The sequence below is a fragment of the Streptomyces sp. NPDC054834 genome, from assembly GCF_053611185.1.
The window spans coordinates 226,077-252,284 of sequence record NZ_JBSGZV010000002.1; the positions used below are offsets into that span (position 1 = coordinate 226,077).

The window sequence follows — 26,208 nt, forward strand, 5'->3', positions numbered from 1 at the left end:
GGAGAAACCTCACGTGATCACCGGCTTGAGCACATAGCCCGCCCCGCGCACCGTGTGGATCATGGGCTCGCGGCCCGCGTCCACCTTCTTGCGCAGGTAGGAGATGTACAGCTCGACGACGTGGGCCCGCCCGCCGAAGTCGTACGACCACACCCGGTCGAGGATCTGCGCCTTGCTGAGCACGCGGCGCGGGTTGCGCATCAGGAAGCGCAGCAGCTCGAACTCGGTCGGGGACAGCTCGATCAGCTCCCCACCCCGGGTCACCTCGTGGGACTCCTCGTCCATGACCAGATCACCCACGATCAGCCGCGGTCCCTCGTCCAGTTGCCGGGCCATTCCGGCGCGGCGCAGCAGGCCGCGCACCCGGGCGACGACCTCCTCCAGGCTGAACGGCTTGGTGACGTAGTCGTCGCCGCCCGCCGTGATGCCCGCGATGCGGTCCTCCACCGCGTCCCGGGCGGTGAGGAAGAGCACACAGACGTCGGGCTTCACCCGGTGCAGGCTGCGCAGCACGGCGAAGCCGTCGGTGTCCGGGAGCATCACGTCGAGGACGACGGCGTCGGGCAGCAGCTCGCGCGCGGTGGTGAGCGCCGATGTGCCGTCCCCGGCCGCGCGCACCTCCCAGCCCTCGTAGCGCAGGGCGCCGGTGAGCACCTCGGCGAGGTCGGGGTCGTCGTCGACGACGAGGACGCGCAGCGGGGTGCCGTCGGGTCGGGTGAGGGCCGGGCGGCCGGAGCGGGTCGTGTTCATCGCCCTTCCAGGATCACCCCTGCCCAGGGTGCCCGAGGTCCGCCGAAGCTCTGAGTTTCCTCTGAGTGGGCTGGGAGCGGGCCCATTCAGAGCTGTCTCAGAGGTCCGCCGCGCACAGTTGCGTACCGAACGGCAGAAAGGACCCCACTCATGACCACCGTGTACGAGCAGCGGACGGCACCGCCCGTGCTGCCCGCTCCCCGCAGTTCCCCCGCGGGCCCGCTGCTCGCCCTGCTCTGGGCGGGGGCGGCGGCCGTGCTGGTCCTGTGGTGGACGGACACCGGCTCGGTGGTCGGCACCGAGGGCTGGCTGACCGGGGCCGGGCGGATCGCCGGGCTGCTGTGCGGGTACTCCTGCGCGGTGCTGGTCGGGCTGATGGCCCGGGTGCCGCTGCTGGAGCGGCGGATCGGCTCGGACCGGGTGGCCCGCTGGCACGCGATGGCGGGCCGGTACACGATCTGCCTGCTGCTCGCGCACGTCGTGCTGATCCTGACCGGGTACGCCGCCCAGGACCGCGCCTCCATCGTGCACGAGGCGCTCACCGTGATCCTGGACTATCCGGACATGCTGATGGCGACGGCCGGCACGGTGATCCTGTTCGCGGTCGGCATCACCTCCGCACGGGCCGTGCGCCGCCGGACCAGTTACGAGTTCTGGTACTACGTGCACCTGCTCACGTACGCCGCCGTCTTCCTGGCCTTCTTCCACCAGCTGTCGCTGGGCAACGACTTCAACGGCAAGCCGGTGTCCACGGCCGCCTGGTACGCCCTGTACCTGGGCGTGGCCGCGCTGGTGGTCTGGTACCGGATCCTCGCGCCGGTGCGGCTGAACCGGCGGCACCGGCTGCGGGTGGAGTCGGTGCACAAGGAGGCGCCGGGCGTGTACTCGGTCGTCGTGCGCGGGCGACGGCTGGACGAGCTGGGCGCGCGGCCGGGGCAGTTCTTCCGGTGGCGGTTCCTCGGCGAGGGCATGGGCTGGGCGTCGACGCCGTACTCGCTGTCCGCGCCGCCCCGCCCGGACCTGATGCGGATCACGGTCAAGGCGCTGGGCGACCACAGCGCGGCCGTCCCCCTGCTGCGTCCGGGCACCCGGGTGTGGGCGGAGGGCCCGTACGGCTCCCTGACCGCCGACCGGGCGACCACCCACCGGTCGCTGCTGATCGCGGGCGGCGTCGGCATCACCCCGCTGCGGACGCTGTTCGAGACGCTGCCCGGCGACGTCACCCTCCTCTACCGGGCCCGTACGGCCGAGGACCTCGCCCTCGGCGGCGAGCTCGAGGCGATCGCGAACTGGCGCGGGGCGAAGGTGCTGTACGCGCTCAACGGGCCGCAGGGAGAGCGCCCGAGGTTCACGGCCGCGGCGCTGGCCGCCACGGTCCCCGGTCTCGCCGAGCACGACGTCTACATCTGCGGGCCGCACGGCTTCGCCCAGGAGCTGTACCGGGAGCTGCGCGCCGCCGGGGTGCCGGACCGCCGCATCCACCACGAGTCGTTCGAACTGTGAGAGCCGGAAGAGCTGTGAGGCAGTAGAAGTGCACGCATTGAAGAAGAACCGCCCCCTGCGCCGCATCGTGCTGGCCAGTGCCGCCACCGTCTCCGGGATGGTGCTGCTGCTGTCGCTGAAGCCGCACGAGAGCCCCGGCATCGCCGTGAGCGCGTCGGCCCCGGCGCCGTCGAGCAGCGCGAGCTCGTCCCCCGGCGGCTCCAGCGGGTCCAGCGGGTCCAGCGGATCGAGCTCCACCGGCACCAAGACCGCCACGGGCGACACGATCCAGACCCGTTGGGGCCCCGTCCAGGTCCGGATCACGGTGAAGGCCGGCAAGCTCACCGAGGTGACCGCGGTCACCTACCCGACGGAGAACCCGCGCGACCAGGAGATCAACAGCTACGCCATACCCCAGCTGCGGCGCGAGGCGCTGGCCGCGCAGAGCGCCGACATCGACACCGTCTCGGGAGCCACGTACACCAGCGACGGCTACCGCCAGTCACTCCAGTCCGCACTGGACTCGGCGGGTTTCTGAACACTCCCGCGTCACGGCACGTATCTGTGGGCGCCAAGGGTCAAGTCCCCACGGAGGAACCGTGACCACCACGATCGCAGGCGGGCGTGCCGCCCGCCGCCAGACGATGCGCCGCATCCGTCCGCGCCGCTCCCCGGCCGTCCCGCTGCTGCTCGCCGTCTGGGCGGGCGCGGCGGGCGTGCTGTGGCTGTGGTGGCACAACACGCCGTCCATCGCCGACGACAACAGCAAGATCCTCAACGCCGGCCGGATCACCGGTATGCTCGCCGGCTACCTGATGGCCCTGGTGGTGCTCCAGATGGCCCGGGTACCCGCGCTGGAGCGGCGGGTGGGGTCCGACCGGGTGGCTCGCTGGCACGCGATGAGCGGACGCTACACGCTCTGCCTCGTCTTCGCCCACGTCTTCCTGATCATGTGGGGCTACGCGCTCCAGGCGGGCAAGTCGCTCGGCGACATCGTCCAGCAGACCATCGACTCCATCAACCAGCTGCCGGACATGGGCAAGGCCGCCATCGGCACGGGCCTGTTCGTGGTCATCGGGCTGACCTCGGTCGGCGTGGTCCGCCGCAGGCTGCCGTACGACGGCTGGTACCACGTGCACCTGCTCACGTACGCGGCGGTGTACCTGACGTTCTGGCACCAGATCACCACCGGCAACGACTTCGCCCTCGAGCCCACCGCGAAGACCTTCTGGTACGGCCTGTACGGCACGGTCACCGCGCTGGTGATCTGGTACCGGATCCTCATCCCGATCCGGCTGAACCTCCGTCACCGCATGCGCGTGCAGGCGGTCATCGAGGAGACCCCGGGCATCGTGTCGGTGCTGATCAGCGGGCGGAAGCTGCACCGGATGGGCGCCCAGGCCGGGCAGTTCTTCCGGTGGCGGTTCCTGGCGCCGGGCATGCGGTTCAGCTCCCACCCGTACTCGCTGTCCGCGCCGCCCCGCCCGGACATGCTGCGGATCACCGTGAAGGCGATCGGCGACCACACCGCCCGGCTGCGCGAGCTGACGCCAGGCACCCGGGTGTGGGCCGAGGGCCCGTACGGCGCGATGACCGCCCAGCGCCGCAGCCGCGGCAAGGTGCTGCTGGTCGCGGGCGGGGTCGGCATCACACCGATGCGCACCCTGTTCGAGACGCTGCCGGGCGGCGCCGGGGACATCACGCTCCTCTACCGCGCCAACACCACCCAGGACCTCGCCCTGTGGGACGAGCTGGCCACCATCGCCAAGGAACGCGGCGCCCGGCTCATGTACGCGGTCAACAGCCCCGAGGGCGAGCGGCCGGACATCTCCGCGGAGAACCTCCAGCGGAAGATCCCGGACGTCGAGAACCACGACGTCTTCATGTGCGGCCCGCCCGGGTTCGCGCAGGGAGTGTACGAAGCACTGCGCGGCGCGGGGGTTCCCGCCCGCCGCATCCATCACGAGTCGTTCGAGATGTGAGCGACGGGAATCGTCGGGAAACCCACGGGAAATCAGGAGCTCAGGAACGATGAGGAAGAGCCACCCCATTCGGCGCGTCGTGCTCGCCACCGCCGCCACCGTGTCCGGCGTCGTACTGCTGCTGTCGCTGAAGCCGGCCTCGGACCCGGCCTCCGCGTCGGCGGCCGGTGCGGCCCCGCAGCAGACCGCGGCGGGACAGGAGTCCCCGCAGGGAGGCGCGGCGGCCGCCGGGACCGGCACCGTCACCGGTGACGTGGCCCAGACCCAGTACGGCCCGGTCCAGGTCCGCCTCACCGTCGCGAACGGCAAGGTGACCAAGGCGGAGGCGGTGCAGGCACCCAAGGGCGGCACCAGCGACCAGAAGACCGCGCTGTCCGTGCCCAAGCTCAACCAGGAGGCGGTGGCGGCCGGGAACGCGAACATCGACTCGGTGTCCGGGGCGACGTACACCAGCACCGGGTACAAGAAGTCGCTCCAGTCGGCGCTGGACAAGGTGAAGGCGTCGTCCTCGCAGAGCGGCGGCGGGTCGTCGTCCTCCGGCGGTGCGGCCCAGGCGAGCCGTACGCTCACCGGCAAGGTCGCCCAGACCCAGTACGGGCCGGTCCAGGTCCGGATCACCGTCGCGAACGGCAAGGTGACCAAGGCGGAGGCGGTGCAGGCGCCCAAGGGCGGCACCAGCGACCAGAAGACCGCGCTGTCCGTGCCCAAGCTCAACCAGGAGGCGGTGGCCGCCGGGAACGCGAACATCGACTCGGTGTCGGGCGCGACGTACACCAGCACCGGCTACAAACAGTCCCTCCAGTCCGCGCTGGACCAGGCCGGTGGCTGACACGGTGGCGGAATCACCCGAAGCTCCCGCCGCGGTGCGTCACGCGGAGGAGGTCATGGGGACGGTCTTCTCCTTCGACGTCCGCGGCGGGGAACCGCATGCCGTGCGCTCGGCCCTCGACGAGGCGGTCGCCGGGCTGCACCGGGTCGACGAGGTGTTCAGCACCTACCGCGAGGACAGCCAGGTGTCACGGCTGGCGCGGGGCGAGGTGACCGTGGCCGACTGCGATCCGGAGGTCGCCGAGGTGCTCGAACTGGGCGCCGAGGCGGAGCGGGTGAGCGGCGGCTGGTTCAGCATGACGTACGGGGGCCGGCTGGACCCGACCGGGATCGTCAAGGGCTGGGCCGCGGAGCGCTGCGCGCGGCGGATCGCGGAGGCGACCGGGGTGACCGGCGTCAGCGTCAACGGCGGCGGGGACGTCCAGATGCTCGGCGCGCCCGAGCCGCTCCGGCCCTGGCGGGTCGGGGTGTCGGACCCGCTGCGGCCCGGTGGTCTGGCGGCCGTGATCTCCTCCACCGGGGTGGAGGAGCTGGCCGTGGCCACGTCCGGTACGGCGGAGCGGGGCGCGCACATCATGGACCCGCGGACCGGGAAGTCGGCGGTCACCGACCTGGTCGCGGTGACCGTGGTCGGCCCCCGCCTGACCTGGGCCGACTGCTGGGCCACAGCCGCCTTCGCGATGGGCTCGCGGGAGGGGCTGGCTTGGCTGGAGTCCCTGCCGGGTGTGGAGGCTTTACTGATCACCGCGGGAGATGAAGTGCGGTGTACCGGGGGCCTGGCAGCGCGTCTGGGCTGAACGGGGCCCCCAGCCGACCGGGGTTGCTGCTCGGGCGGGGATGTCACTCGCCCGCGTCGGCGGGGTGCCTCCCCCACCGTCGGCTTCGCTCGAGCGGGAAGACCCCCACCGCCCACCCGTGCCGCCTGGGCCCCCAGGCCCTTGAGGCACCGGGGGAAGCACGACTGCCCGCACCTGGGTGGGCGAGCGGCTCGGCACGGAAGACTGTCCCCACCTCAGAGGCGCGGGGCCGTGCCGATGTGCGGCTCCGGCCGCTCAGGGGCGCGGGGCCGTGCCGATGTGCGGCTCCGCCGCGTGGACGCGATCAGCCGCCACCACCTCAGCCTCAGCAACGGCACGACTACCCGGCAGCTGGGCAGGCCGAGCGACTGGGCGGGCGTCGACTGCACCCACCTCAAGGGCGCGCGGCCGTGCCGATGTGCGGCTCCGGTCGCGTGGGCGCGATCAGCCCCCGCCCACCCGCAGTCGGCAGACCACAGCCGCCGCCCCACTCAGTGGCCGTTCTGAGCCAGCCGCAGCAAGTGGTCCGCCAAGGCCTGCCCACCCGTCGGCTCCCGGCTGATGAGCAGCAACGTGTCGTCACCCGCGATCGTCCCGAGGATGTCGTGCAGCTCCGCCTGGTCGATCGCCGAGGCGAGGAACTGGGCCGCACCGGGCGGGGTGCGAAGGACCACCAGATTCGCCGAAGCCTCCGCGGAGATCAGCAGCTCCTGCGACAGGCGCCGCATCCGCTCCTCCTTCGCCGACTCTCCCAGCGGAGCGCGAGGCGTGCGGAAACCCCCCTCGCTCGGCACCGCGTAGATCAGGTCGCCGTCGGTGTTGCGGATCTTCACCGCGTTCAGCTCGTCGAGGTCCCGGGAGAGCGTCGCCTGGGTGACGCTCAGCCCGTCGTCGGCGAGCAGCTTCGCCAGCTGGCTCTGCGAGCGCACCGGCTGCCGGTTGAGGATGTCCACGATCCGGCGGTGGCGGGCGGTTCGGGTCTGCGGCACGGCAGGCCCTCCGGGCTGCTCGTGGTCCTGCGCCTGACTCATCGTCGCCTCATTCTTCGGATCGTCCGTCCCCGTGACCTGCGTCGAGGATGCCGGGCAGGGCCCGGAGAAGGGCGTCCGCCTCGTCGTCGCCGAGGTTCAGCGGCGGCATCAGCCGGACGACGTCGGGGGCGGGCGCGTTCACCAGGAAACCGGCCTCCTGAGCCGCCTGCTGCACCTGGGGCGCGAGTGGCTCGGTGAGCACGATACCCAGGAGCAGGCCCGCACCCCGGACATGGTCGATCAACGAGTGGCCCAGTGCCTCGATTCCGCTCCGCAACTTCTCGCTCTGCCGCTTGACGTTGTCCAGCAGCCCTTCGCCGGCGATGGTGTCGAGAACGGCGAGTCCGGCGGCGCAGGCGACCGGGTTGCCCCCGAAGGTCGTCCCGTGCTGGCCCGGCTGGAGCAGTTCGGCGGCGCGGCCGAAGGCGACGGTGGCGCCGAGCGGCAGTCCGCCGCCGAGCCCCTTGGCGAGGGTCACGACGTCCGGCAGGACGCCCTCGTGGGCCTGGTACTCGAACCAGCTGCCGGTACGGCCGACGCCGGTCTGCACCTCGTCGAGGACCAGCAGCGATCCGGTGGCCGCGGTGATCGCGCGGGCCGCCTTCAGGTACCCGGCGGGCGGTACCACGACCCCGTTCTCGCCCTGGATCGGCTCGATGACGACGAGCGCCGTCTCCTCGGTGACCGCGGCGGCCAGCGCCTGCGCGTCGCCGTACGGCACGTGGGTGACGTCGCCGGGCAGCGGCAGGAAGGGCTCCTGCTTGCCGGGCTGGCCGGTGAGCGCGAGGGCGCCCATGGTCCGGCCGTGGAAGCCGCCCTGGGTGGCGACCATGTGGGTCCGCCCGGTCAGCCGGCCGATCTTGAAGGCGCCCTCGTTGGCCTCGGCGCCGGAGTTGCAGAAGAAGACCTTGCCGTCCCGGCCGAAGAGCTGGAGCAGCCGCTCGGCGAGGGCGACGGGCGGCTCGGCGACGAACAGGTTGGAGACGTGACCGAGGGAGGCGATCTGCCCGCTCACGGCCTCGACGACGGCGGGGTGGGCGTGGCCGAGCGCGTTGACCGCGATGCCGCCGACGAAGTCGACGTACTCCTTGCCGTCGGCGTCCCACAGCTTCGCGCCCGCACCGCGCACGAGGGGCAGTCGCGGCGTGCCGTAGTTGTTCATGAGCGCGCCCTGCCACCGTGCGGTCAGTTCCTCGTTGCTCATGACTCCCCCTCGTGCTCGTCGGGCACGACCATCGTGCCGATGCCCTCGTCGGTGAAGATCTCCAGCAGGATCGAGTGCTGGACCCGGCCGTCGATGACGCGCGCGGTCTGCACGCCGCCCCGCACGGCGTGCAGGCAGCCCTCCATCTTCGGCACCATGCCGGAGGACAACTCCGGCAGCAGTTCCTCCAGTTGGGAAGCGGTGAGGCGGCTGATCACCTCGTCGCTGTGCGGCCAGTCCTCGTAGAGGCCCTCGACGTCCGTGAGGACCATGAGGGTTTCGGCGCCCAGTGCCGCAGCGAGAGCCGCAGCCGCCGTATCAGCATTGACGTTGTAGACATGTCCGTCGTCCTGGGATCGGGCGATCGACGAGACGACCGGGATGCGGCCGTCGGCGAGCAGCGCCTCGATGGCGCCCGTGTCGATCTCGGTGATCTCGCCCACCCGCCCGATGTCGACCAACTCCCCGTCGATCTCGGGCTGGTGCCTGGTGGCGGTGATGGTGTGCGCGTCCTCGCCGGTGAGGCCGACGGCGAGCGGCCCGTGCTGGTTGAGCAGCCCGACCAGTTCGCGCTGCACCTGTCCGGCGAGCACCATGCGTACGACATCCATGGCGTCCTCGGTGGTGACGCGCAGCCCGGCCTTGAACTCGCTGACGATGCCGTGCTTGTCGAGGGCGGCGCTGATCTGCGGGCCGCCGCCGTGCACGACGACGGGCTTCAGGCCGGCATGGTGCAGGAACACGACGTCCTGGGCGAACGCGGCCTTCAGCTCGTCGTCGATCATGGCGTTGCCGCCGAACTTGATGACGACGGTCTTGCCGTTGTGCCGGACCAGCCAGGGCAGCGCCTCGATGAGGATCTGGGCCTTGGGCAGAGCGGTGTGCTTACGGGTCGCGGACTTTCGCTCTTCTGGGTGATTGACCGTCATAGCCGACTTTCGGGAAGATCTCGGATCAGCCGCCGGGCGGGCGGAGGCGATGTAAGACTCATCCCGGACTCGTCCGGGACGAGCGGTCCCCGCGACAGCCAAGCGGGCACGTCACGAGGAATACGCGCTGTTCTCGTGGACATAGTCGGCCGTGAGGTCGTTGGTCCAGATCGTCGCGGACTCACTGCCTGCCGCGAGGTCCGCCACAATGTGGACCTCGCGGTAGCGCATGTCGACGAGGTCGCGGTCCTCGCCCACCGAACCGTTCTTGCACACCCAGACGCCGTTGATGGCGACGTTGAGCTGGTCGGGTTCGAAGGCGGCGGACGTCGTGCCGATGGCGGACAGGACGCGGCCCCAGTTGGGGTCCTCGCCGTGCAGGGCGCACTTGAGGAGGTTGTTGCGGGCGATGGAACGGCCCACTTCGACGGCGTCCTCCTCGGTCGCGGCGCCCACCACCTCGACCTTGATGTCCTTGCTGGCGCCCTCGGCGTCGCCGATGAGCTGCCGGCCCAGGTCGGCGCAGACGTCGCGTACCGCCGCGGCGAACTCCTCGTACTCCGGGGTGATTCCGGAGGCGCCGGAGGCGAGCAGCAGCACGGTGTCGTTGGTGGACATGCAGCCGTCGGAGTCGACGCGGTCGAAGGTGACCTTGGTGGCGGCCCGCAGGGCCTTGTCCAGGCCGGCGTTGTCCAGGTCGGCGTCGGTGGTGAGGACGACGAGCATGGTGGCGAGGCCAGGGGCGAGCATGCCCGCGCCCTTGGCCATGCCGCCGACGGTCCAGCCGTCCTTGGTCACGACCGACGTCTTGTGGACGGTGTCGGTGGTCTTGATGGCGATGGCGGCCTTCTCACCGCCGTGCTCGGAGAGCTGCGCGGCGGCCTTCTCCACGCCCGGCAGCAGCTTGTCCATGGGCAGGAGCACACCGATGAGGCCGGTGGAGCAGACGGCGATCTCGATGGCGCCCCGGCCGAGGACCTCGGCGGCCTTCTCGGCGGTGGCGTGGGTGTCCTGGAAGCCCTTCGGTCCCGTACAGGCGTTGGCGCCACCGGAGTTGAGGACGACCGCCGACACCTGCCCGGCCTTGAGCACCTGCTCGGACCAGAGCACCGGTGCCGCCCTGACGCGGTTGGAGGTGAAGACGCCCGCGGCGGCGCGGCGCGGCCCGGTGTTGACCACGAGGGCCAGGTCCGGGTTGCCGTTCTCCTTGATCCCGGCGGCGATACCAGCCGCCGTGAATCCCTTGGCTGCCGTGACACTCACGGTGCGACTCCGATCGTGGAAAGCCCGGTGGTCTCGTCGAACCCCAGGGCGAGGTTCATGCTCTGCACGGCACCGCCCGCGGTGCCCTTGGTCAGGTTGTCGATGGCGCTGATCGCGATGATGCGCCCCGCCGTCTCGTCGTACGCGACCTGCACCTGAACGGCGTTGGAACCCTGGACGGACGCGGTCGCGGGCCACTGCCCCTCGGGGAGGAGGTGCACGAACGGCTCGTCGGCGAAGGCCTTCTGGTACGCGGCCCGCACGGACTCGGCGGTCACGCCGGGGACCGCCTTCGCACTGCACGTGGCGAGGATCCCGCGGGGCATCGGCGCGAGCGTGGGCGTGAAGGAGACGGTGACCCGCTCCCCCGCCGCCGCACTGAGGTTCTGGATCATCTCCGGGGTGTGCCGGTGACCGCCGCCGACGCCGTACGGCGACATGGAGCCCATCACCTCGCTGCCCAGCAGGTGCGGCTTGGGCGCCTTGCCCGCGCCAGAGGTGCCGGAGGCGGCGACGATCACGGCCTCGGTCTCGGCGAGGTGGGCGGCGTAGGCCGGGAAGAGCGCGAGGGAGACGGCCGTCGGGTAGCAACCGGGTACCGCGATGCGCTTGGACCCCTCCAGCGCGGCGCGGGCACCCGGCAGTTCGGGGAGGCCGTAGGGCCAGGTTCCGGCGTGCGGGGAGCCGTAGAACCGCTCCCAGTCGGCCGGGTCCTTCAGCCGGAAGTCGGCGCCCATGTCGACCACGAGCACATCGGGTCCCAGCTGCTCGGCGACAGCGGCGGACTGCCCGTGCGGGAGGGCGAGGAAGACGACGTCGTGACCCGCGAGGGCCTCGGGTGTGGTCTCGGTCAGCACCCGGTCGGCCAGCGGCAGCAGGTGTGGCTGGAGCGCGCCGAGCCGCTGCCCGGCGTTGGAGTTGCCGGTCAGGGCACCGATCTCGACCTCGGGGTGCGCGAGGAGCAGCCGCAGGACTTCTCCGCCCGCGTATCCGCTCGCTCCGGCCACCGCCGCACGTACCGCCATGTCACCCTCCTCTGGATGGCATGACTATACGTTTCGCTGCACGTTTATGCAATGTCGGCCTTGGCCGGCACGCACCGCCACGCGAGAGCGGCGGCCGTCAGGTAGGCGAGGGCCCCGATGATCATGCTGGTGCGCAGTCCGGCCCCGTAGTCGGTGCTGGTGGCGAGCAGACTGCCGCCGAGCGCCACGCCCATGGCACTGCCGACCTGGCGGGTGGTGTTGAACAGGGCGGAGGCGGCCCCCGCGTACGCCGGGGGCGCGGCGGCCATCACGGTGGCGGTCGAACCGGTGAGCGCGAAGGACGTACCGAAGCCGGTGGCCATCATCGGGGCCACCAGCAGCGGATAGGCGGGGTCCAGACCCGCCGCGGCCCAGCCGGCCAGCCCGAGGGCACCCAGGAGCATGCCGGAGACCACCAGCGGACGGTCACCGGTGCGCCGGGTGATCCGCCCGGACAGGACGGAGGCGAACGTGGTCATCGCCACCGCCGGGAACAGCGCCAGTCCGGTCTCGAGGGCGCTGAGGCCGCGCTGGTGCTGGAAGTCCAGGCTGGCGGTGAACACCATGCCGTAGAAGCCGAAGTTGAACAGCAGGCCGATGACGGCCCCACCGCTCATCGTGCGTGAGCGCAGCAGTCGCAGCGGAAGGGCGGGAAACCGGGCGAGCCGCTCGCGCAGCACGAACGCGGCGACGGCCAGTACGGCCAGGCCCAGCCCGGCGAGAACGGCGGGATCGGACCAGCCGCGACGTCCGGCCTCGTTCAGCGCGGCGGTCAGCAGGGCCACGCCCGCCACCACGGCGCACTGCGCGGGCCAGTCCAGGGACCGGTCGGGGTTCCGCGGCGAGGGAGCGACGTACCGCGACGTCAGCAGCAGGCAGGCCACGCCGACCGGCAGGTTGATGACGAACACCCACCGCCAGCCCACCGTGGACACCAGCAGCCCGCCCAGCAGCGGCCCGGCGGAGGCCGCGATGCCCGCCATCGACCCCCACAGACCGAAGGCACGTGAGCGGGCCGACGGCGCCGGATAGGCCTCCTGGAGCAGGGCGAGGGAGCCGGGGACGATCAGCGCCGCGCCGAGCCCCTCCACCAGGCGGGCCCCGACGAGGAAGGGGGCGTTCGGCGCGAACGCGCACGCGGCCGAGGCCACCGTGAACACCACCACGCCCGAGCAGAAGACGCGCCGGTTGCCCAGCCGGTCACCCAGCGCGCCACCGGTCATCAGGAACCCGGCGAAGACCAGGGTGTACCCGTCCGTGATCCACTGGATGCCGGTGAGCGAGGCCGACAGGTCCCGGCCCACCACGGGCACGGCGACGTTGATGATCGTGACGTCCAGGATGACCATGAAGTATCCGGCGCACACGGCGAGCAGGGGTGCCACGGAGCGCCGTGCGGCCGCCGGGGCCGTCGGGGCCGTCCTCGGGGGTCCCGGTTCGCCGCCACCGGCCGACTCCGCGAAAGGCACCTCGCCAACCCCGTCCTGTCCGCGGAACCCGTGAGCAGTCAGCATGCTAAACGGGATGAAACGGCGAATCGATGACATTTCACCCCGTGTTCACAGATCCGCCACGTCGATCCAGCTGATCGTCGCCACCCGGTCCGGTGCCATCGCCACGGCCTCGGCGGTCAGGAGTGTCCAGTCACGGCAATGGTGACGATCTCGGGCCAGGGGCGGCCGCGGTCGACGTCCCAGTCGACGCCGGGGCCACCGGCGCCACGGCGGCCGACAGCACCGCCTGCCCGTGGTCGGCGAGATCGCGGATCACCTCGGCCAGGTGCCCCACCGGCCAGAGGCCGTTCAGCACCCCGCCCGGCCGCCTGAGCGCGGCCGACCGCACCGGGAGGACGACCTCGGGGACGTCAGCCCGCGCTGACCGCCCTGGGGTCCGGGCGTACTGGAGCCGCTGATCGCGGCGGCTCCCGCGCGTAACCCGTTCGGGCAGCTCTGCGAGGCGGGTGATCTCGTCCTCCATGGCGGTCAGTCCGCCTCAGTAATTACCCCGGTACGCCCCCGGTACGTCACCGTACTCGAAGAATTCCAATTGCCGGGCGAAACCCGCATTGCGGAAAAGGGCACCCAAGTAAATTCAGCAGGAAATCACCGATGCCGCGGTCAGCCGACGCCGGTCATCCGCTCCCGTGGCCGAGCGGTCGTGGATATCGGCACCGCCGGTTCCGTGGCACGCCGCCGCCTGCGGACGGCGCCGAGGACGCCGAACAGGATCAGGGTGAGGAGCGAGGCGGCCCCGACGGTCGTGCCGAGCCGCAGCCCGGGTGGGCGGAACGTGCACGTGATGCTGGTCGAGGAGCCGTCGAGAGGGACCCCGATCAGACCGTAGTACTCCCTGGCCGGTGCCGCGGCGGCGTCCCCCGCGGCACAGCGCCAGCCCGCTGTCCGGGGGACCGCCACGACCGCGGTGCCCGTGCTGCCCGCGGGAAGTTCGGCCCGGATGGTGCCGTCGGAGGCGCGCACCCGGGTGGCGCCGGTGGTCGAGAGCCGTGCGACGGCGTTGTGCAGCCGGGCGGTGTCCAGGCAGCCGACCGCGCCGTTCGGTATGCGGCCGGCCCGCTCGGGTGCCAGTTCGACGCGAAGGCGTCCGGAGGACGGGACCCTGCCGAGCGGCTGCATGGCGGCGATCCTGGCGCCGGAGGGCTCGGACCTGAACCGTGCGGCCGGCCGGCCGGTCAAGTCACCGGCCAGCCGCGCCGTGCCCGAGAAGCGCGGCGCCCACAGGAACACCTCGCTGCCGGCCGGACACCGGGCCGTGATCGTCGGCTTCCGCACTGTCCCGGGGGCCGGGGCACTGACGAGCAGTCCGGGATGCCCGGCATCGCCGCCGTGCGGGGGCTTGCCGGTGGCGGTCCGCACCGTGAGGCGGGGCACGGTGTAGACGTGGGTGCCGAGCAGCAGTTCCTGATTGCGGTACGGCGACGGCCCGAAGGCGGAGACCCCTGTGGGCCGGTGTGCGGCGGTGCCGGACGGTCGCACCGTGACCAGGGGCGGTACGTCCCGCCGGGACAGAGTCAGCCGCCTGCCGTCCTGGGGTGGCCACTTCTGATGCGGGTCCGGCGGGGAGTGCACCCGCGCGCCGATGGAGAAGATCACGTCCGTGACGGCGTTGTCCAGGCTCTGCGGGCTCCGGCCGCCCGAGGTCCAGCCGGCCCCGAGGGCGGTGAGCGTGCGGAAGAGGACGTCGGAGGTGTGGCTGCTGTAGTACTGGGCGCCCTGGCCGCCCACCAGCAACGGGTCGTTGCCGACGGTCTGTTCCCGGCCCGGGTCCGTACGGTAGCGGGGCCAGCCGTCGGCCCTGGCGATCGCCTCCGACTGCTGCCGCTGCCGTTCTCCCCAAGGGGCGTAGTCGTCCATGCTCGCGTACCGCTGCCGGGTGGTCGCGGCGGAGTTGGCGGTGGCCTCCCCGAACTGCGCACCGACGAGCAGCGCGACGGTCAGCCCGGTCAGCACGGTGCGGCGCGTGCCGCCGGCGAGCCGCCCGCCGTGCGCGCCGGCGAGCAGGGCCAGCCCGCCCAGCGCGCCCACGGCGGCGAGCAGGAGCACCGGCCAGGCGTACGGGCGTACCAGATGGCTCCGGCTCGCGACGGCCACGATCAGTACGAGCAGGGCGCTCGCGGTGAGCAGTGCGCGCCGGTCGGGCGGACCGTACGAGAGTGAGTGCCACGCGGCGATCACCAGCAGCGCGCACAGGACGAAGGCCTGGCGGTACGGACTGCCCTGCGGTGCGGTGAAGGCGTGCCAGGCGAGATGGGTCGGGTTCCACTGCATCGACAGCGTCACCGCGACCACCAGCAGTGTCCACCCCGTGCGCACCGCCGGGGGCACCGCCCGGTGGAACGGCAGGGCCAGGGCGAGCAGCAGCGCCGTGATGCCCACGTAGACGGCCGGCGTGCCGAAGCTGTACGTCGTCGGCAGCAGACGGGCCGCCAGGTCCTCCCCCGTCGCCGGGACGAACTCCTGGAATCTGCCCGGGGAGGCGTGCTTGGAGCCGAAGTACACCACCGTCGCCAGCGGTGCGGCCAGGCCCACACCGAGCGCGAAGGTGAGGCCGGCGCGGCCCGCCGCCGCGAGCGCCCGCCGGCGCGGCAGGCCGGCGAGCAGCAGCCGGAGCAGCAGCACCAGCCCGGCGCCGACGGTGGCCATGTAGGCGGTGTAGAAGTTGGCGATCCAGGCGGCCGCGACGACCAGCACACCGAGCAGCGGACGCCGTCCGGTCAGCGTCCATTCGCCGGCCAGGCACAGCAGTGGCAGGGCGATGAGTCCGTCGAGCCACATCGGGTTGTACGAGGCGGCTGCCACGCTCCAGCCGCACAGGGCGTAGGACGCGCCCAGCAGTCCCGCGGCCCACCAGCGGCCCGGGCGCAGGGTGAGCAGCAGAAAGGCCATGGCGGCGGCCGCGCACCCCGTCTTCAGCACGGTGATCACGTACACCGCGAGGTCGATCCGGTCCCGCGGGAACACCGCCACCAGCAAGGCGAACGGGCTGCTGAGGTAGGTGCCGAAGTCGGGCAGGAAACTGGAGCCGAAGCCCGACTGCCAGTTGACGAGGAGCCCGCCGTCGGCGCGTCCGTGCAGCAGGTCCCACAGGTGTGCGTGGAAGGGCACGTACTGGTTGCCCAGGTCGTTGACGCTCCGGGTCCGGGGGCCGAAAGGGTAGCTGCGGGCGATGGCGTCGCCGGCGCACAACGCGGTGACGGTGAGGGCCGCCGCGAGCAGGGAGGCGGCCCGCCGGACATTGCCGCCGCCCCCGGGCAGGATGGTGCGTCGCATTCTCGGAAAGCCCCCCAGCTGAATTCGTCGATCCATCCCCTTAGACGGGCCGTATTTGAGAACGGTTGTGTCATCACCGAAAAGTGAGTGAGGGAATTCCGAATATGCGAACCGAGGCTTCACGGAACGGATTTCCGACTTTCAGCTGAATAAGAGATGTCCAGTAAATTACCGGCCGGTTGACGGGCGCGGCCGAAGCGCCGACGGCAGCGCCGCTTGACCTGGAGCGCGCTCCAGGTTCTACCGTTCTTGCCATGACCAGCGGACAGCCTCTCCCGCGGGACCGGGAGACCTCTCTGACCATCGCGCAGGTCGCCGAGCGCACCGGCCTCTCGCACGACACGCTGCGCTACTACGAGAAGGCCGGCCTGATCGAGCGGGTCGGCCGCAGCACCGGCAACCAGCGCCGGTACGACACGGCCGACCTGGCCTGGCTTGAGTTCTTGCTTCGGCTGCGCGAGACGGGCATGCCGATCGCGGACATGCAGCGCTACGCACGGCTGCGGTCGAGGGGCGAGGAGACCGTCGCCGACCGGCTGGCGATGCTCCGCGAGCACCGGGCCGGTCTGATGGAGCGGATCCGGGTGCTCAGGCGCAATGCGGCGGCGCTGGACGACAAGATCGAAACCTACGAACGGCTGCTGAGCCAGGAGCCCGGGCAGCCGGGAACGGAAGACCCGACATGAGCGAGAGCACCACCCGTGAAGAGCGTTTCGCCCACGGCCTGGAGGTCCTGAAGAGGGTCGACGGCGAGGCCGGCCAGCGGGTCGTCGACTCACTCGCCGACATCAGCCCCGAACTGGGCCACCAGGTCGTCACCTGGGCCTTCGGGGAGATCTACGACCGCCCCGGACTCGCCCCGCGCGACCGCCAGTTGGTGACCCTGGGCGCGCTCACCGCGCTCGGCGGCTGCGAGGCCCAGCTGGACGTGCACGTCAACGCGGCCCTCAATGTGGGTCTCACGCCCGAGCAGATAGTCGAGGCGCTGCTGCACTCGGCCGTGTACTGCGGCATGCCGCGGGCGCTGAACGCGACCTTCGCCGCGAAGAAGGTCTTCGCCGAGCGCGGGCTGCTGCCACTGGGACAGCAGCCCGCGGGTGGGAGCGCGGCTACCTCTGCTTGATCCGCAGGAAGGTGACGGAGTTCGCCGGGAAGGTGTACGTGAACTTGCCGGCGATCCCCGAGCAGGTGGACTTGACCGGGATGACCGGGGTGGCCGTCTCCGTGTTCACCGCGTCGGGCGCGGCGGCCAGCGTGGTCACGCGAGCCTTGGAGGACACCTTGGCGCCGCCCAGGTCGATGGCCGTACGCGCCGCCGAGGACTGGGCGTTGACCACCTTGACGATCAGGTCACCGGTCTTCGCGTCCCGGGTCACGACCTGCCGGAAGGGCTCGGCCGGCTTGTCGTCGGTGAAGCTGCCCCACTCCTGGCCGTCGAGGTAGAGGGTGACCTGACGGCCGCGCACCTTCACGTCGACGTCGTAGGTACGGCCCGTCTCCACCGACCCCGCCTTGGAGATCAGCGTGGACTTGCCGCCGTCCACGGCCTGTTCGACGGCGCTCTGGGTGTTGTTCCAGCCGCCCAGGTTCCACCAGTAGTAGTTGCCGGTGTCCTTGACGCCGAAGGCGACGAGGAAGCCCTCCTTGCCGGACTTCTTGGTGGCCTTCACACGCAGGTCGTAGTCGTGCCAGGCGGTGTCGCCGGCGGAGACCATGGTGTTCTCGGCGGCGGTGTCCGTCTGGACGTAACTCCCGTCCTGGACGCTCCAGCTGCCGGTTCCGGTGTGCGTCCACTTCGCGGCGTCGCCGGAGAAGTCGTCGGTGAGCAGCGTGTTGCCGTCGGCGTCGGTCACCTTGACGTCGTCGTAGGCGGCACTGGTGTTCCACGTGGACAGGCCCATCGCGCCGGTGATGGGGGCGAGCAGCGACGGTGTGCCCGTCGCCGTCGAGGGCACCACCCGGTCGCCCACGTTGTTCATGAAGAGCTTCTGGACCTCGTAGTCGGCGGAGCCCCAGGAGGCGTGGTTGTTGAACCACACCATGTCCGGGCTCCACTGGACGTAGTCCTCGTTGGCGAACAGCGGGGCGTAGGAGGCGAGTTCGACGACGTCCGCGTTGCGCTCCAGGCCGGTCATGTACGCGGCTTCGGCGAGGCCGTTCTTGAAGGCGTTGCCGCCGGAGGCGTACTCGCCGAGGAAGACCTTGGGGCCGCTGCGGTCGTAGGAGTCGTAGCGGTCGTTGTTCTGGAGGAACCACTGCGGGCTGTTGTAGTAGTGCTCGTCGACCATGTCGACCTTGGCGTCCTTGTTGAGCTGCCAGGCCGTGTCGAAGGTGGAACCGGAGTCGTCCGGGCCCGCGTTGGAGATCACCTTCATGTACGGGTACTTCGCCTGGATGGCGGCGCGGAACTGCTTGAAGCGGGCGAAGAACTCGTTCGGGAGGTTCTCCTCGTTGCCGACCTCGATGTGGGTGAGGCGGAAGGACTTGGGGTGGCCCATCTGCGCGCGCTTCTTGCCCCAGGTGGAGGTCACCGGGCCGTTGGCGAACTCGATGAGGTCGAGGGTGTCCTGGATGTGCCGCTTGAGCAGCGCGTCGTCGTCGACGGCCTTGTTCTGGCCGCAGCCGGTCACCAGGGCGGGAACGACGGGCAGGGGCATGGCACCGATGTCCTCGGCGAAGCGGAAGTACTCGTAATAGCCGAGGCCGTAACTCTGGTTGTAGCCCCAGACGTTGGAGTTGGTGGCACGCGTCTCGACCGGGCCGATGGTGTCCTTCCACTGGTAGGAGCGCTTGCGCTGCCAGCCGGAGGCCTCGCTGTAGTCCTGCATGGAGCCGGTGTTGACCAGGCAGCCGCCGGGGAAGCGCACGAAGCCGGGGTGCAGGGCGGCGATCTTCTCGGCGAGGTCCTTGCGCAGGCCGTTCGGCTCGTGCTTGTAGGTGTCGCGCGGGAACAGGGACACCATGTCGAGGGCCGCCGCGTCGGAGGCGGCGACGGTCAGGCGGCCGGTGGTGCTGGTGCGGGTCGCGGTGAAGGTGACCTTGTACTGGGCCCAGCCGCCCTTCACGGCCACCCTGCGGGAGGTCGCCAGCGTGCCGTCGGCGTCCTGGAGGGCGACGGTGAGGGCGGTGCCGCTCGCCGCGCGGGCCCACACCGAGAAGTCGTACTTCTCGCCCCGTTCGACGGCGATGCCGGTGTTGTATCCGGAGTTGGTGACCGAGGAACCGGCGCCCAGAGAGAGGTAGGTGCGGTTGCGCTCGTCGAGCCGGCCGGAGTCGTTCACGACCTGCGCGGTGCCGGCGACCGTCCAGGCGGTCAGGGGGGTGTACGACTTGTTGTCGTCGGTGGAGTACTCGAAGGACCGGTTCTGGACGAGTTCGGCGTACAGGCCGCCGTCGGCGGCACGGTTGATGTCCTCGAAGAAGACGCCGTACATCGTGTCGTCGATCTCGGCGCCCTTGGCGCTCGGGTCGACGGTGATCGCGTAGTCGGTGACGTCCTCGGCGTGCGCGGGGGCGGGGACGAGGCCGACGGCCAGGAGGAAAGCGCTTGCCCCTAGGCCGAGTCTGAGGCGATTGCGGGTGGTGCGTGACATGGATACTCCGCGGCTCTGGGTCGTTGCGGTCGATGCAGTCGTTGCAGCCGTTGACGGACGGTCGAAATATCGGACGGCGGTCAGCACTTCGAACGCAAGATAGGCAGGAGGCATGAGCGCGTCAATGGGGCGGGAACGTATCGTCGACGGCATGGATGCGCTGTTGCCGTACCTGGTCCTGCTCGCCGGTCTCACCGCGGTCCTGGGTTTCTTCACCTGGCCGGCCCGGCTGATCCGGCGTCGGGGGGCCGCGGGGGCGGGCGTGGGCGCGGCCCTGGCGGCGTACGAGGAGGCCTTCCGCACGACCAGTCACGCCTCGCACTACGAGATCCAGTCCCAGGCCGACCGCAAGGCGCCGGCCGATTCCCCGGACGGGTGGCGCCGCCGGCCGAAGCGGGGATGACGATGGGCGAGTTCTGGCCCGTGGCGGACGTGCTCGGGCATCTGGCCGGGCGGTGGCATGTGGAGCGCACCGTGCGGGATCTGGCGAGCGGTGACGAGGGGCTGTTCCGGGGGATCGCTCTCTTCGGCCCGCTGGAGGGCGGCGGCCTGCTGCACGAGGAAGCCGGCACCTTCACCTGGCAGGGTGTCCCGCGGCCGGCCGAGCGCACGCTGCGGTTCCTGCGGGGCGCGGAGCCGGGCACGGCCGACGTGCGGTTCGCCGACGGGCGGCCCTTCCACGAGCTGGACCTCAGGTCCGGACGCTACGTCGCCGGGCATCCGTGCGCGGCGGACCTCTACCGTGGCGAGTTCACGGTCCGGGACGCAGACCATTGGCGGACGGTGTGGCGGGTGGGCGGTCCCGCGAAGGACCTCGTCCTCACCACGGACTACGCGCGCGTGCGCTGAGCCGCTCCGGACTCATGGCCAGGGCCCGCAGGTGGGCTGCGCTGCCCACGCGCGCGTGCGTGCGTGCATTGCGCCGATATGCCGTCGAACCGGCGGTTGCCGCGGCCGGCGCCGGACACGGCGGACCCGCGGTTCGCCCACGGGTCGCGCTTGCCCCGGGCAGACGGGCGATCCCGCCGAGCGACCTCGTGCGCGGCGCTGCGCTTGCGCCCCGTCGACGAGGGATTCCAGCGCTCCGCGCCGAATACGACGGGCTCATGGCCCGGCCGTGCTCCTCACGTGCGGGTGCGTTGGGGTGGTATGCCGTCGAAGCGGAGGTTCCAGCGGCCGGCGTGGCCTATGACGGTGGTGGTGGACAGGGGGCGGACGTCGATGTTCCAGAAGGTCGAGGGCGGTGCCTTCAGGGCGTAGACCAGGGCGGCGCGGATCACCGCGGGCTCGGCGACGGCGACTATGCGGCCGCCGTCGTCGGCGGGGCGGGTGTCCAGCCAGCCGCCGACGCGGGAGATGAAGGCCAGCAGGGACTCGCCGCCGTGCGGAGTGGAGCGCGGATCGGCGAGCCAGGCGTCCACCGCCTCCGGCTCCCGGGCCATCGCCTCCCCCAGGGTGAGCCCGCGCCAGCGGCCCATGTCGCAGTCCCGCAGGGCGAGCTGCACCAGCGGGGCGTACCCCAGCGCGTCGCCGGTGGCGCGGCTGCGCGGCGTCGGCGAGCAGTAGCGCAGCTCGGCCGCCGCGAGCGGCAGCAGCTCCCCCGCGACCCGCTGCACCTCGTCCCAGCCGGCCTGGTCCAGCGGCCGGTCGTCCTCGAAGCGCTCGGCGAGCAGCGGGGCGCTGCGTGCTGTGGCGACGAACGTGACCCGAAGTTGCATGCGGTGATGGTGAGCCGCGTAAGTAAGCAGGTCAAGAGGGCGTTACCCGGGAGTTACCGAGGGCATGCGGGACCTTGCCCGAAGCTGTGCACCATCCACTGGTCCGGACGGTCCAGCGGCCGGAACCCCAGCTTCTCGTAGACGCCGTGGGCGTCGTCGGTGGCGAGCACGAGGCGGCGCAGCCCGTACGGCCGCAGGTGCTCGCGGATGGCGCCGACCATCGCCGTCCCGACGCCCTTGCCCCGCACCGACGGGTCGACGTACACGTCCGCGAGCCAGCCGAACAGGGCCTCGTCGGTCACCACGCGCGCGTACGCCACCTGCTCTCCCGAGGCCGTGTCGTACACCCCGAAGTTCAGCGAGGCGGCCATCGCGCGCTCCTGCTTCTCGCGGGGACGGCCGATCGCCCAGTACGCGTCGGTGGACAGCCAGCCGTGGACGCGGTCGACGTCGACGCGGCCGGAGTCGGCGGAGAACTCGTAGCCTTCGGGGAGGGCGGGTGTGTCGGTCATGCCGGGAGACTCGCAGGGCGGGAGCGCCGGTGTCGAACGGATTCGCCCCTGGGTGCGGGGGCGTTGTCAGCGGCGGCTGCGATGCTGCACCCAAGACCGACACCACGACGGCCGCCGGTTACGCGTGGCTCGACGAGCACTGAGTCCCCTGACGAGCGTGGCACAGTACGCCTCCATCAGGCCGGAGTACTTGTCCAACGGCTATGTCGGTGTCAGGCGCGAGGTGATGCTCCCGGTCTGCGCCGGTCGTACGGTGGTCTCGCACTTCCGCAACATCAACGCGGGCCTCACGCAGATGCGGGCGTGCGGATGCGGCGCCCTCGCTCACCGGATGACCGGCGTCCGTCCGACACCCGAGCTGTTCGAGTCGCTGGAGGTCGTCTCCGGGAGCGTGACCGTGCCCTGGAGCACCTCGTCGCACGCCGTCCGCAGTCGCCGTACCCCCTCCGCGATCTCCCCCGTCCCGGCGACCGCCGCGAAGCTCAACCGGAGGTGGGCCGCCGGGGGCTCGGCGCTGAAGTACGGGCGGCCGGGGGTGATCGCCACGCCCGCGCGCAGGGCGGCGGACGTGAGGGCGGACTCTTCGGTGCCGTCGGGGAGGCGGAGCCAGAGGTGGTAGCCGCCCGAGGGGATGTGCGGCAGGGCCAGTTCGGGCAGGTCGCGGCGCAGGGCGGTGGTCATCGCGTCCCGGCGGGCCTTCAGCTCGGTCGCGACGGTGCGCAGATGGCGGGGCCAGGCGGGCGAGCCGACGAGTTCCAGGGCCGCCTCCTGCAACGGGCGGGGCACGAAGAAGGAGTCGACGACCTGGATCGCGCGCAGGCGTTCCAGCACCGGCCCCCGGGCGGCCAGGGCGCAGACCCGGAAGCTGGGCGAGGTCACCTTGGTCAGCGAGCCGACGTGCACGACGACGCCGTCGGGGTCGTCGGCGGCCAGCGGGCGCGGCAGCGGGCCCGCGTCCGCGTGCACCAGGCGCCGTACGAAGTCGTCCTCGACCACGAAGGCGCCCGCCTCCCGGGCGATGCCGAGCACCTCTGCGCGCCGCTCCGGGGCGAGCACGGCTCCGGTGGGGTTCTGGAACAGGGGCTGGCAGACGAACACCCGGGCGCCGCTCGCCCGGAACGCGCGGGCGAGCAGTTCCGGCCGCACCCCGTCGGGGTCCACCGGTACGGGCACCGGGCGCAGTCCGGCGGCACGGGCGATGGCCAGCATGCCGGGGTAGGTGGGCGACTCGACGAGTACCGGCGCGCCGGGCGGGGCGAGCGCGCGCAGCGCGGTGGCCAGCGCGGACTGACCGCCCGCCGCGATCAGCACCTCGGCGGCGGTGACGGCCCCGCCGATGCCGCGCGCGAACCACTCCCGCAGTTCCGGCAACCCCTCCAGCGGCGGGCGGCCCCAGGCGCCGGGGCGCCGCCCGGCGCGGGCCAGGGCCTCGGCCATCGCCCGCTCCGGCTGGAGCGACGGGTGCAGATAGCCACCGCTGAACTCCAGCACGCCCGGCGGCGGGGCGGCCAGGGAGACCGTGACCCCCGAGGCGTCGACGGTGCGCGGGACGAGTTCGGCGGCGCCGTCGGCGCTGAGCGCGACCTCCTGCCAGGAGGTGTCCCCGGTGGCCGGGGGCGCAGCGCGCGAGTGGGCGCGGAAGGCTCCGGCACCGGGCCGGGTGACGACCAGTCCCTCGGCGACCAGCTGTGCCAGCGCCCGCGAGACGGTCACCGGGCTCACCCGGTATCGCTCTACCAGAGCCCGGCTCGACGGGAGCTTTCCATCTGGTGGGTAGCGGTCGAGCTCCCGTCTCAGTTGATTCGCCAGCTCGACGACGCTGTTACGCTGCTGCATGAGAGTACAGAGTAGCGCTACTGCCGGACCAACGATAGCGGTCACCACTCGTCGGCAGCGTCCCGGTCCCGGTCTCGGCGGCACCCTCCAGGCCGCCCTCGGTGTGCTCGCCTTCTCCCTCACCTTCCCGGCCACCGCCTGGGGCCTGGAGGGGTTCGGGCCCTGGTCGCTGGTGGCGGTGCGCAGCGTTCTCGCGGCCGCCATCGCGGGCACCTGCCTGCTGGCCCTGCGCGTACCCCCGCCCGCCCGCCGGCACTGGCCGGGTCTCGCCGTCGTCGCCGCCGGAGTGGTGCTCGGCTTCCCCCTGCTGACCACCCTCGCCCTTCAGACCTCCACCACCGCGCACGCCGCCGTGGTCGTCGGCCTGCTCCCGCTGACCACCGCGCTCTTCTCCGCCCTGCGCATGGGCACCCGGCCCTCCCGTACGTTCTGGGCAGCGGCCCTCGCGGGCGCGGGCGCGGTCCTCGCCTTCACCGTGCAGCAGAGCGGCGGCGCGCTGACGACAGCCGACGGCTACCTGGCCGCCGCGCTGCTGGTGTGCGCGGCCGGCTACACCGAGGGCGGCCGGCTGGCCCGGGTGATGCCGGGCTGGCAGGTGATCGGCTGGGCGCTGGTGTTCTGCCTGCCGCTCACCGTCCCGGCCGCCGCGCTGGCGCTGTCGTACGAACCGGTGCGCCTGACCGCGCACGGCGTGGCCGGGGTGCTGTGGGTGGCGGCGGGTTCGCAGTTCCTCGGGCTGGTCGTCTGGTACCGGGGCATGGCGGCCATCGGGATCCCGCGGGCCAGCCAGTTGCAGTTGGCGCAGCCGCTGCTCACACTGGTGTGGTCGGTGCTGCTGCTGGGCGAGCACCTTACGGCGGCCGCTCCGCTGACGGCCGCCGCCGTGCTCGTGTGCATCGCCGTCACCCAACGGTCGCGATCGTGAGGAGGACCTGCAGATGCGCGCATCCGTGGGCGACCAGCTTGTCCAGCACGGCAGGGTGGTTGGCCAGCACGACCAGATTTCGATAGTCGTCGAGGTGATGGGTACGGAGGGCACCCCGCCGTACCGCGTCCGCTTCCCGGACGGTCACGAGGCCGTGATGTCCCCCGGCCCGGACTGCCAGGTCCGGCACCGGGAACAGGAACACCAGACACGGCAGTAGGGATTCAGCGCGGTGGCTTCGCCGGCTGCCCGTAGTGGTCGGCGACCACCCGTGCCATCGCCCCGATCGGGTCCTTCGCGATGTCCTGCGCGGCGAAGAAGACGTGGCCGCGCACCTTCGCGTACTGGGCGGCGAGGGTCAGGTGCCGGGACAGCTCGACCGGGTCCTGCCAGGCCGAGGGCTGCCCGGCGGCACCCGCCTTGTACAGCGCCTCGCCGAGGTAGAGGTGTGTCTTCGTGCCCTTGGCGACGTCCGCCCACCAGGCGACGAGCTTGGCGTAGTCGGCGGCGGCGAAGCCGATGTTCCAGTAGAGCTGCGGCACGATGTAGTCGATCCAGTGCTCGCGGACCCACTTGCGGGTGTCCGCGTGCAGGTCGTCGTAGGTCTGCACGCCCGCCCGGGTGTCCGAGCCCCGCTCGTCGGTCGTGGCGTTGCGCCACACCCCGAAGGGGCTGATCCCGAACCGGGTGCCGGGCCGCTCCTTGATCCGGGCCGCGGTCTCCCGCACCAGCCGGTCGATGTTGTCGCGGCGCCAGGCGGCCCGGTTGTCGAAGTCCCCGCCGTACGCGTCGTACGCGGCGTCGTCGTCGAAGGTCTGCCCGGCGACCGGATAGGGATAGAAGTAGTCGTCGAAGTGGACGGCGTCGACCGGGTACTTCGCGACCGCGTCCAGCATCGCGTCCTCGACGAAGGCACGCACCTGGGGCAGGCCCGGGTTGTAGTAGAGCTTGCCGCCGTACGGCACGACCCAGTCCGGGTGCCGGCGGGCGGGGTGCGAGGCGGCGAGCTTCGTCGGGTCGGTGTGGTTGGCGATCCGGTACGGATTGAACCAGGCGTGCAGCTCCAGCCCCCGCGCGTGCGCCTCGGCGACGGCGGTGCCCAGCGGGTCCCAGCCGGGCGCCTTGCCCTGCGTGCCGGTCAGGTACTGCGCCCACGGCTCGTAGGGCGAGGGCCACAGGGCGTCCGCGGTGGGCCGCACCTGGAAGACCACGGTGTTGAGGCGGTCGCGGACGGCCCGGTCGAGGTGGGCGATCAGCTCCGTGCGCTGTTCGGCCGCCGTGAGGCCCGGGCGCGAGGGCCAGTCGCGGTTGCTGACCGTCGCCAGCCACACGCCCCGCATCTCGGTGGCCGCGTGACGGCGGCGCGGTGCGGCCGACGCGCCCTGCGCCATCGTCAGCGTGGACAGCGCCGCCAGCGCGAACGCGCGCCGTGACACCTGCCTCATGGACCCCATGGAGGTACCCCCATACGCTGCGGATCCGCTCCGTCACGGATCGTCTCGGGCCCAAGGATGCCCCTACCCGGGCGATCGATCATCGATACTTG

25 protein-coding genes and 1 pseudogene are annotated in these 26,208 nt (G+C 71.7%); 12 read left to right on the forward strand and 14 right to left on the reverse strand.

Translation table 11 applies throughout. The features are described 5' to 3' along the window. Positions 1-9: 9 nt before the first annotated feature. Positions 10-750 (reverse strand): response regulator transcription factor, encoded by a 741-nt coding sequence (locus ACWGJM_RS03710; RefSeq protein ID WP_453410027.1) that lies wholly within the window; start codon positions 748-750, stop codon positions 10-12. A gap of 150 nt (positions 751-900) precedes the next feature. Between ACWGJM_RS03710 and ACWGJM_RS03715 the strand changes: the two genes are divergently transcribed. The 5 genes from ACWGJM_RS03715 to ACWGJM_RS03735 all read left to right on the forward strand — a co-directional run bounded on the left by ACWGJM_RS03715 (position 901) and on the right by ACWGJM_RS03735 (position 5,839). Further along, complete coding sequence (locus ACWGJM_RS03715) at positions 901-2,253, forward strand: ferredoxin reductase family protein (protein ID WP_453410028.1); 1,353 nt, start codon at positions 901-903, stop codon at positions 2,251-2,253. Between the two features lie 28 nt (positions 2,254-2,281). Next, positions 2,282-2,770 (forward strand): FMN-binding protein, encoded by a 489-nt coding sequence (locus ACWGJM_RS03720; protein ID WP_453410029.1) that lies wholly within the window; start codon positions 2,282-2,284, stop codon positions 2,768-2,770. Between the two features lie 61 nt (positions 2,771-2,831). After that, a complete protein-coding gene (locus ACWGJM_RS03725; protein WP_453410030.1) occupies positions 2,832-4,214 on the forward strand; it encodes a ferredoxin reductase family protein in 1,383 nt (460 codons plus the stop codon). Between the two features lie 49 nt (positions 4,215-4,263). Beyond that, positions 4,264-5,043: an FMN-binding protein gene (locus tag ACWGJM_RS03730; RefSeq protein WP_453410031.1), complete on the forward strand. Its 780-nt coding sequence runs from the start codon at positions 4,264-4,266 to the stop codon at positions 5,041-5,043. Further along, positions 5,036-5,839 (forward strand): FAD:protein FMN transferase, encoded by an 804-nt coding sequence (locus ACWGJM_RS03735; protein ID WP_453410032.1) that lies wholly within the window; start codon positions 5,036-5,038, stop codon positions 5,837-5,839. The genes ACWGJM_RS03730 and ACWGJM_RS03735 overlap by 8 nt, the downstream gene beginning before the upstream one ends. Before the next feature lie 491 nt (positions 5,840-6,330). Here the strand turns inward: ACWGJM_RS03735 and ACWGJM_RS03740 are convergent, their stop codons facing one another. The 8 genes from ACWGJM_RS03740 to ACWGJM_RS03775 form a co-directional block, all read right to left on the reverse strand. Then, a complete protein-coding gene (locus ACWGJM_RS03740) occupies positions 6,331-6,870 on the reverse strand; it encodes an arginine repressor (protein ID WP_453410033.1) in 540 nt (179 codons plus the stop codon). 7 nt (positions 6,871-6,877) lie between these two features. Further along, positions 6,878-8,074, reverse strand: coding sequence for an acetylornithine transaminase (locus ACWGJM_RS03745; RefSeq protein ID WP_453410034.1), 1,197 nt, complete (start codon positions 8,072-8,074; stop codon positions 6,878-6,880). Continuing rightward, positions 8,071-9,003, reverse strand: coding sequence for an acetylglutamate kinase (gene argB / locus ACWGJM_RS03750; RefSeq protein ID WP_453410035.1), 933 nt, complete (start codon positions 9,001-9,003; stop codon positions 8,071-8,073). Before argB ends, ACWGJM_RS03745 begins: the two co-directional genes overlap by 4 nt. 111 nt (positions 9,004-9,114) lie before the next feature. After that, positions 9,115-10,266, reverse strand: coding sequence for a bifunctional glutamate N-acetyltransferase/amino-acid acetyltransferase ArgJ (gene argJ, locus ACWGJM_RS03755; protein WP_453410036.1), 1,152 nt, complete (start codon positions 10,264-10,266; stop codon positions 9,115-9,117). Further along, on the reverse strand, positions 10,263-11,291 hold the full coding sequence (gene argC, locus ACWGJM_RS03760) for an N-acetyl-gamma-glutamyl-phosphate reductase (protein WP_453410037.1): 1,029 nt from the start codon (positions 11,289-11,291) through the stop codon (positions 10,263-10,265). The genes argJ and argC overlap by 4 nt, the downstream gene beginning before the upstream one ends. Positions 11,292-11,335: 44 nt before the next feature. Next, the gene (locus tag ACWGJM_RS03765; protein ID WP_453410038.1) at positions 11,336-12,760 is read right to left on the reverse strand and encodes an MFS transporter; all 1,425 of its coding nucleotides are present in this window, start codon (positions 12,758-12,760) and stop codon (positions 11,336-11,338) included. Between the two features lie 175 nt (positions 12,761-12,935). Next, positions 12,936-13,268, reverse strand: coding sequence for a hypothetical protein (locus ACWGJM_RS03770; RefSeq protein ID WP_453410039.1), 333 nt, complete (start codon positions 13,266-13,268; stop codon positions 12,936-12,938). A gap of 140 nt (positions 13,269-13,408) precedes the next feature. After that, positions 13,409-16,078, reverse strand: a complete 2,670-nt coding sequence (locus tag ACWGJM_RS03775; protein ID WP_453410040.1) for a YfhO family protein — start codon at positions 16,076-16,078, stop codon at positions 13,409-13,411. Between the two features lie 254 nt (positions 16,079-16,332). On the opposite strand from ACWGJM_RS03775, the gene ACWGJM_RS03780 reads away from it, so the two are divergent. Both ACWGJM_RS03780 and ACWGJM_RS03785 read left to right on the forward strand, forming a co-directional pair. Beyond that, positions 16,333-16,764, forward strand: coding sequence for a MerR family transcriptional regulator (locus ACWGJM_RS03780; protein WP_453410041.1), 432 nt, complete (start codon positions 16,333-16,335; stop codon positions 16,762-16,764). Continuing rightward, positions 16,761-17,201 carry a carboxymuconolactone decarboxylase family protein gene (locus tag ACWGJM_RS03785; RefSeq protein WP_453410042.1) on the forward strand — a complete coding sequence of 147 codons (441 nt, stop codon included), beginning with the start codon at positions 16,761-16,763 and terminating at the stop codon, positions 17,199-17,201. The genes ACWGJM_RS03780 and ACWGJM_RS03785 overlap by 4 nt, the downstream gene beginning before the upstream one ends. Here the strand turns inward: ACWGJM_RS03785 and ACWGJM_RS03790 are convergent. Beyond that, positions 17,188-19,671: an alpha-L-arabinofuranosidase C-terminal domain-containing protein gene (locus ACWGJM_RS03790; RefSeq protein WP_453410043.1), complete on the reverse strand. Its 2,484-nt coding sequence runs from the start codon at positions 19,669-19,671 to the stop codon at positions 17,188-17,190. The two genes, ACWGJM_RS03785 and ACWGJM_RS03790, sit on opposite strands and share 14 nt — an antisense overlap. 112 nt (positions 19,672-19,783) lie before the next feature. On the opposite strand from ACWGJM_RS03790, the gene ACWGJM_RS03795 reads away from it, so the two are divergent. Together ACWGJM_RS03795 and ACWGJM_RS03800 are read left to right on the forward strand one after the other, a co-directional pair. Next, positions 19,784-20,074: a hypothetical protein gene (locus ACWGJM_RS03795; RefSeq protein WP_453410044.1), complete on the forward strand. Its 291-nt coding sequence runs from the start codon at positions 19,784-19,786 to the stop codon at positions 20,072-20,074. A gap of 2 nt (positions 20,075-20,076) precedes the next feature. Continuing rightward, complete coding sequence (locus tag ACWGJM_RS03800; RefSeq protein WP_453410045.1) at positions 20,077-20,520, forward strand: DUF6314 family protein; 444 nt, start codon at positions 20,077-20,079, stop codon at positions 20,518-20,520. A 275-nt stretch (positions 20,521-20,795) separates the two neighbouring features. Here the strand turns inward: ACWGJM_RS03800 and ACWGJM_RS03805 are convergent, their stop codons facing one another. Both ACWGJM_RS03805 and ACWGJM_RS03810 read right to left on the reverse strand, forming a co-directional pair. Next, positions 20,796-21,389 carry a histidine phosphatase family protein gene (locus ACWGJM_RS03805; RefSeq protein ID WP_453410046.1) on the reverse strand — a complete coding sequence of 198 codons (594 nt, stop codon included), beginning with the start codon at positions 21,387-21,389 and terminating at the stop codon, positions 20,796-20,798. 53 nt (positions 21,390-21,442) lie between these two features. Beyond that, complete coding sequence (locus ACWGJM_RS03810; protein WP_453410047.1) at positions 21,443-21,901, reverse strand: GNAT family N-acetyltransferase; 459 nt, start codon at positions 21,899-21,901, stop codon at positions 21,443-21,445. Here ACWGJM_RS03810 and ACWGJM_RS03815 point away from each other — a divergent pair. Further along, positions 21,900-22,172, forward strand: a pseudogene (locus ACWGJM_RS03815) (hypothetical protein); the annotation flags it as partial. The gene ACWGJM_RS03810 and the pseudogene ACWGJM_RS03815 sit on opposite strands and share 2 nt — an antisense overlap. 53 nt (positions 22,173-22,225) lie before the next feature. On the opposite strand, the gene ACWGJM_RS03820 reads toward ACWGJM_RS03815, so the two are convergent. Then, positions 22,226-23,737 (reverse strand): aminotransferase-like domain-containing protein, encoded by a 1,512-nt coding sequence (locus ACWGJM_RS03820; protein ID WP_453410048.1) that lies wholly within the window; start codon positions 23,735-23,737, stop codon positions 22,226-22,228. On the opposite strand from ACWGJM_RS03820, the gene ACWGJM_RS03825 reads away from it, so the two are divergent. Both ACWGJM_RS03825 and ACWGJM_RS03830 read left to right on the forward strand, forming a co-directional pair. Beyond that, on the forward strand, positions 23,736-24,662 hold the full coding sequence (locus tag ACWGJM_RS03825; RefSeq protein ID WP_453410049.1) for a DMT family transporter: 927 nt from the start codon (positions 23,736-23,738) through the stop codon (positions 24,660-24,662). The genes ACWGJM_RS03820 and ACWGJM_RS03825 overlap by 2 nt on opposite strands. A gap of 13 nt (positions 24,663-24,675) precedes the next feature. Then, the gene (locus ACWGJM_RS03830; protein WP_453410050.1) at positions 24,676-24,882 is read left to right on the forward strand and encodes a DUF1918 domain-containing protein; all 207 of its coding nucleotides are present in this window, start codon (positions 24,676-24,678) and stop codon (positions 24,880-24,882) included. Positions 24,883-24,886: 4 nt separating this feature from the next. On the opposite strand, the gene ACWGJM_RS03835 is transcribed toward ACWGJM_RS03830, so the two are convergent. After that, the gene (locus ACWGJM_RS03835; RefSeq protein WP_453410051.1) at positions 24,887-26,107 is read right to left on the reverse strand and encodes a glycoside hydrolase family 10 protein; all 1,221 of its coding nucleotides are present in this window, start codon (positions 26,105-26,107) and stop codon (positions 24,887-24,889) included. Positions 26,108-26,208 lie beyond the last annotated feature (101 nt).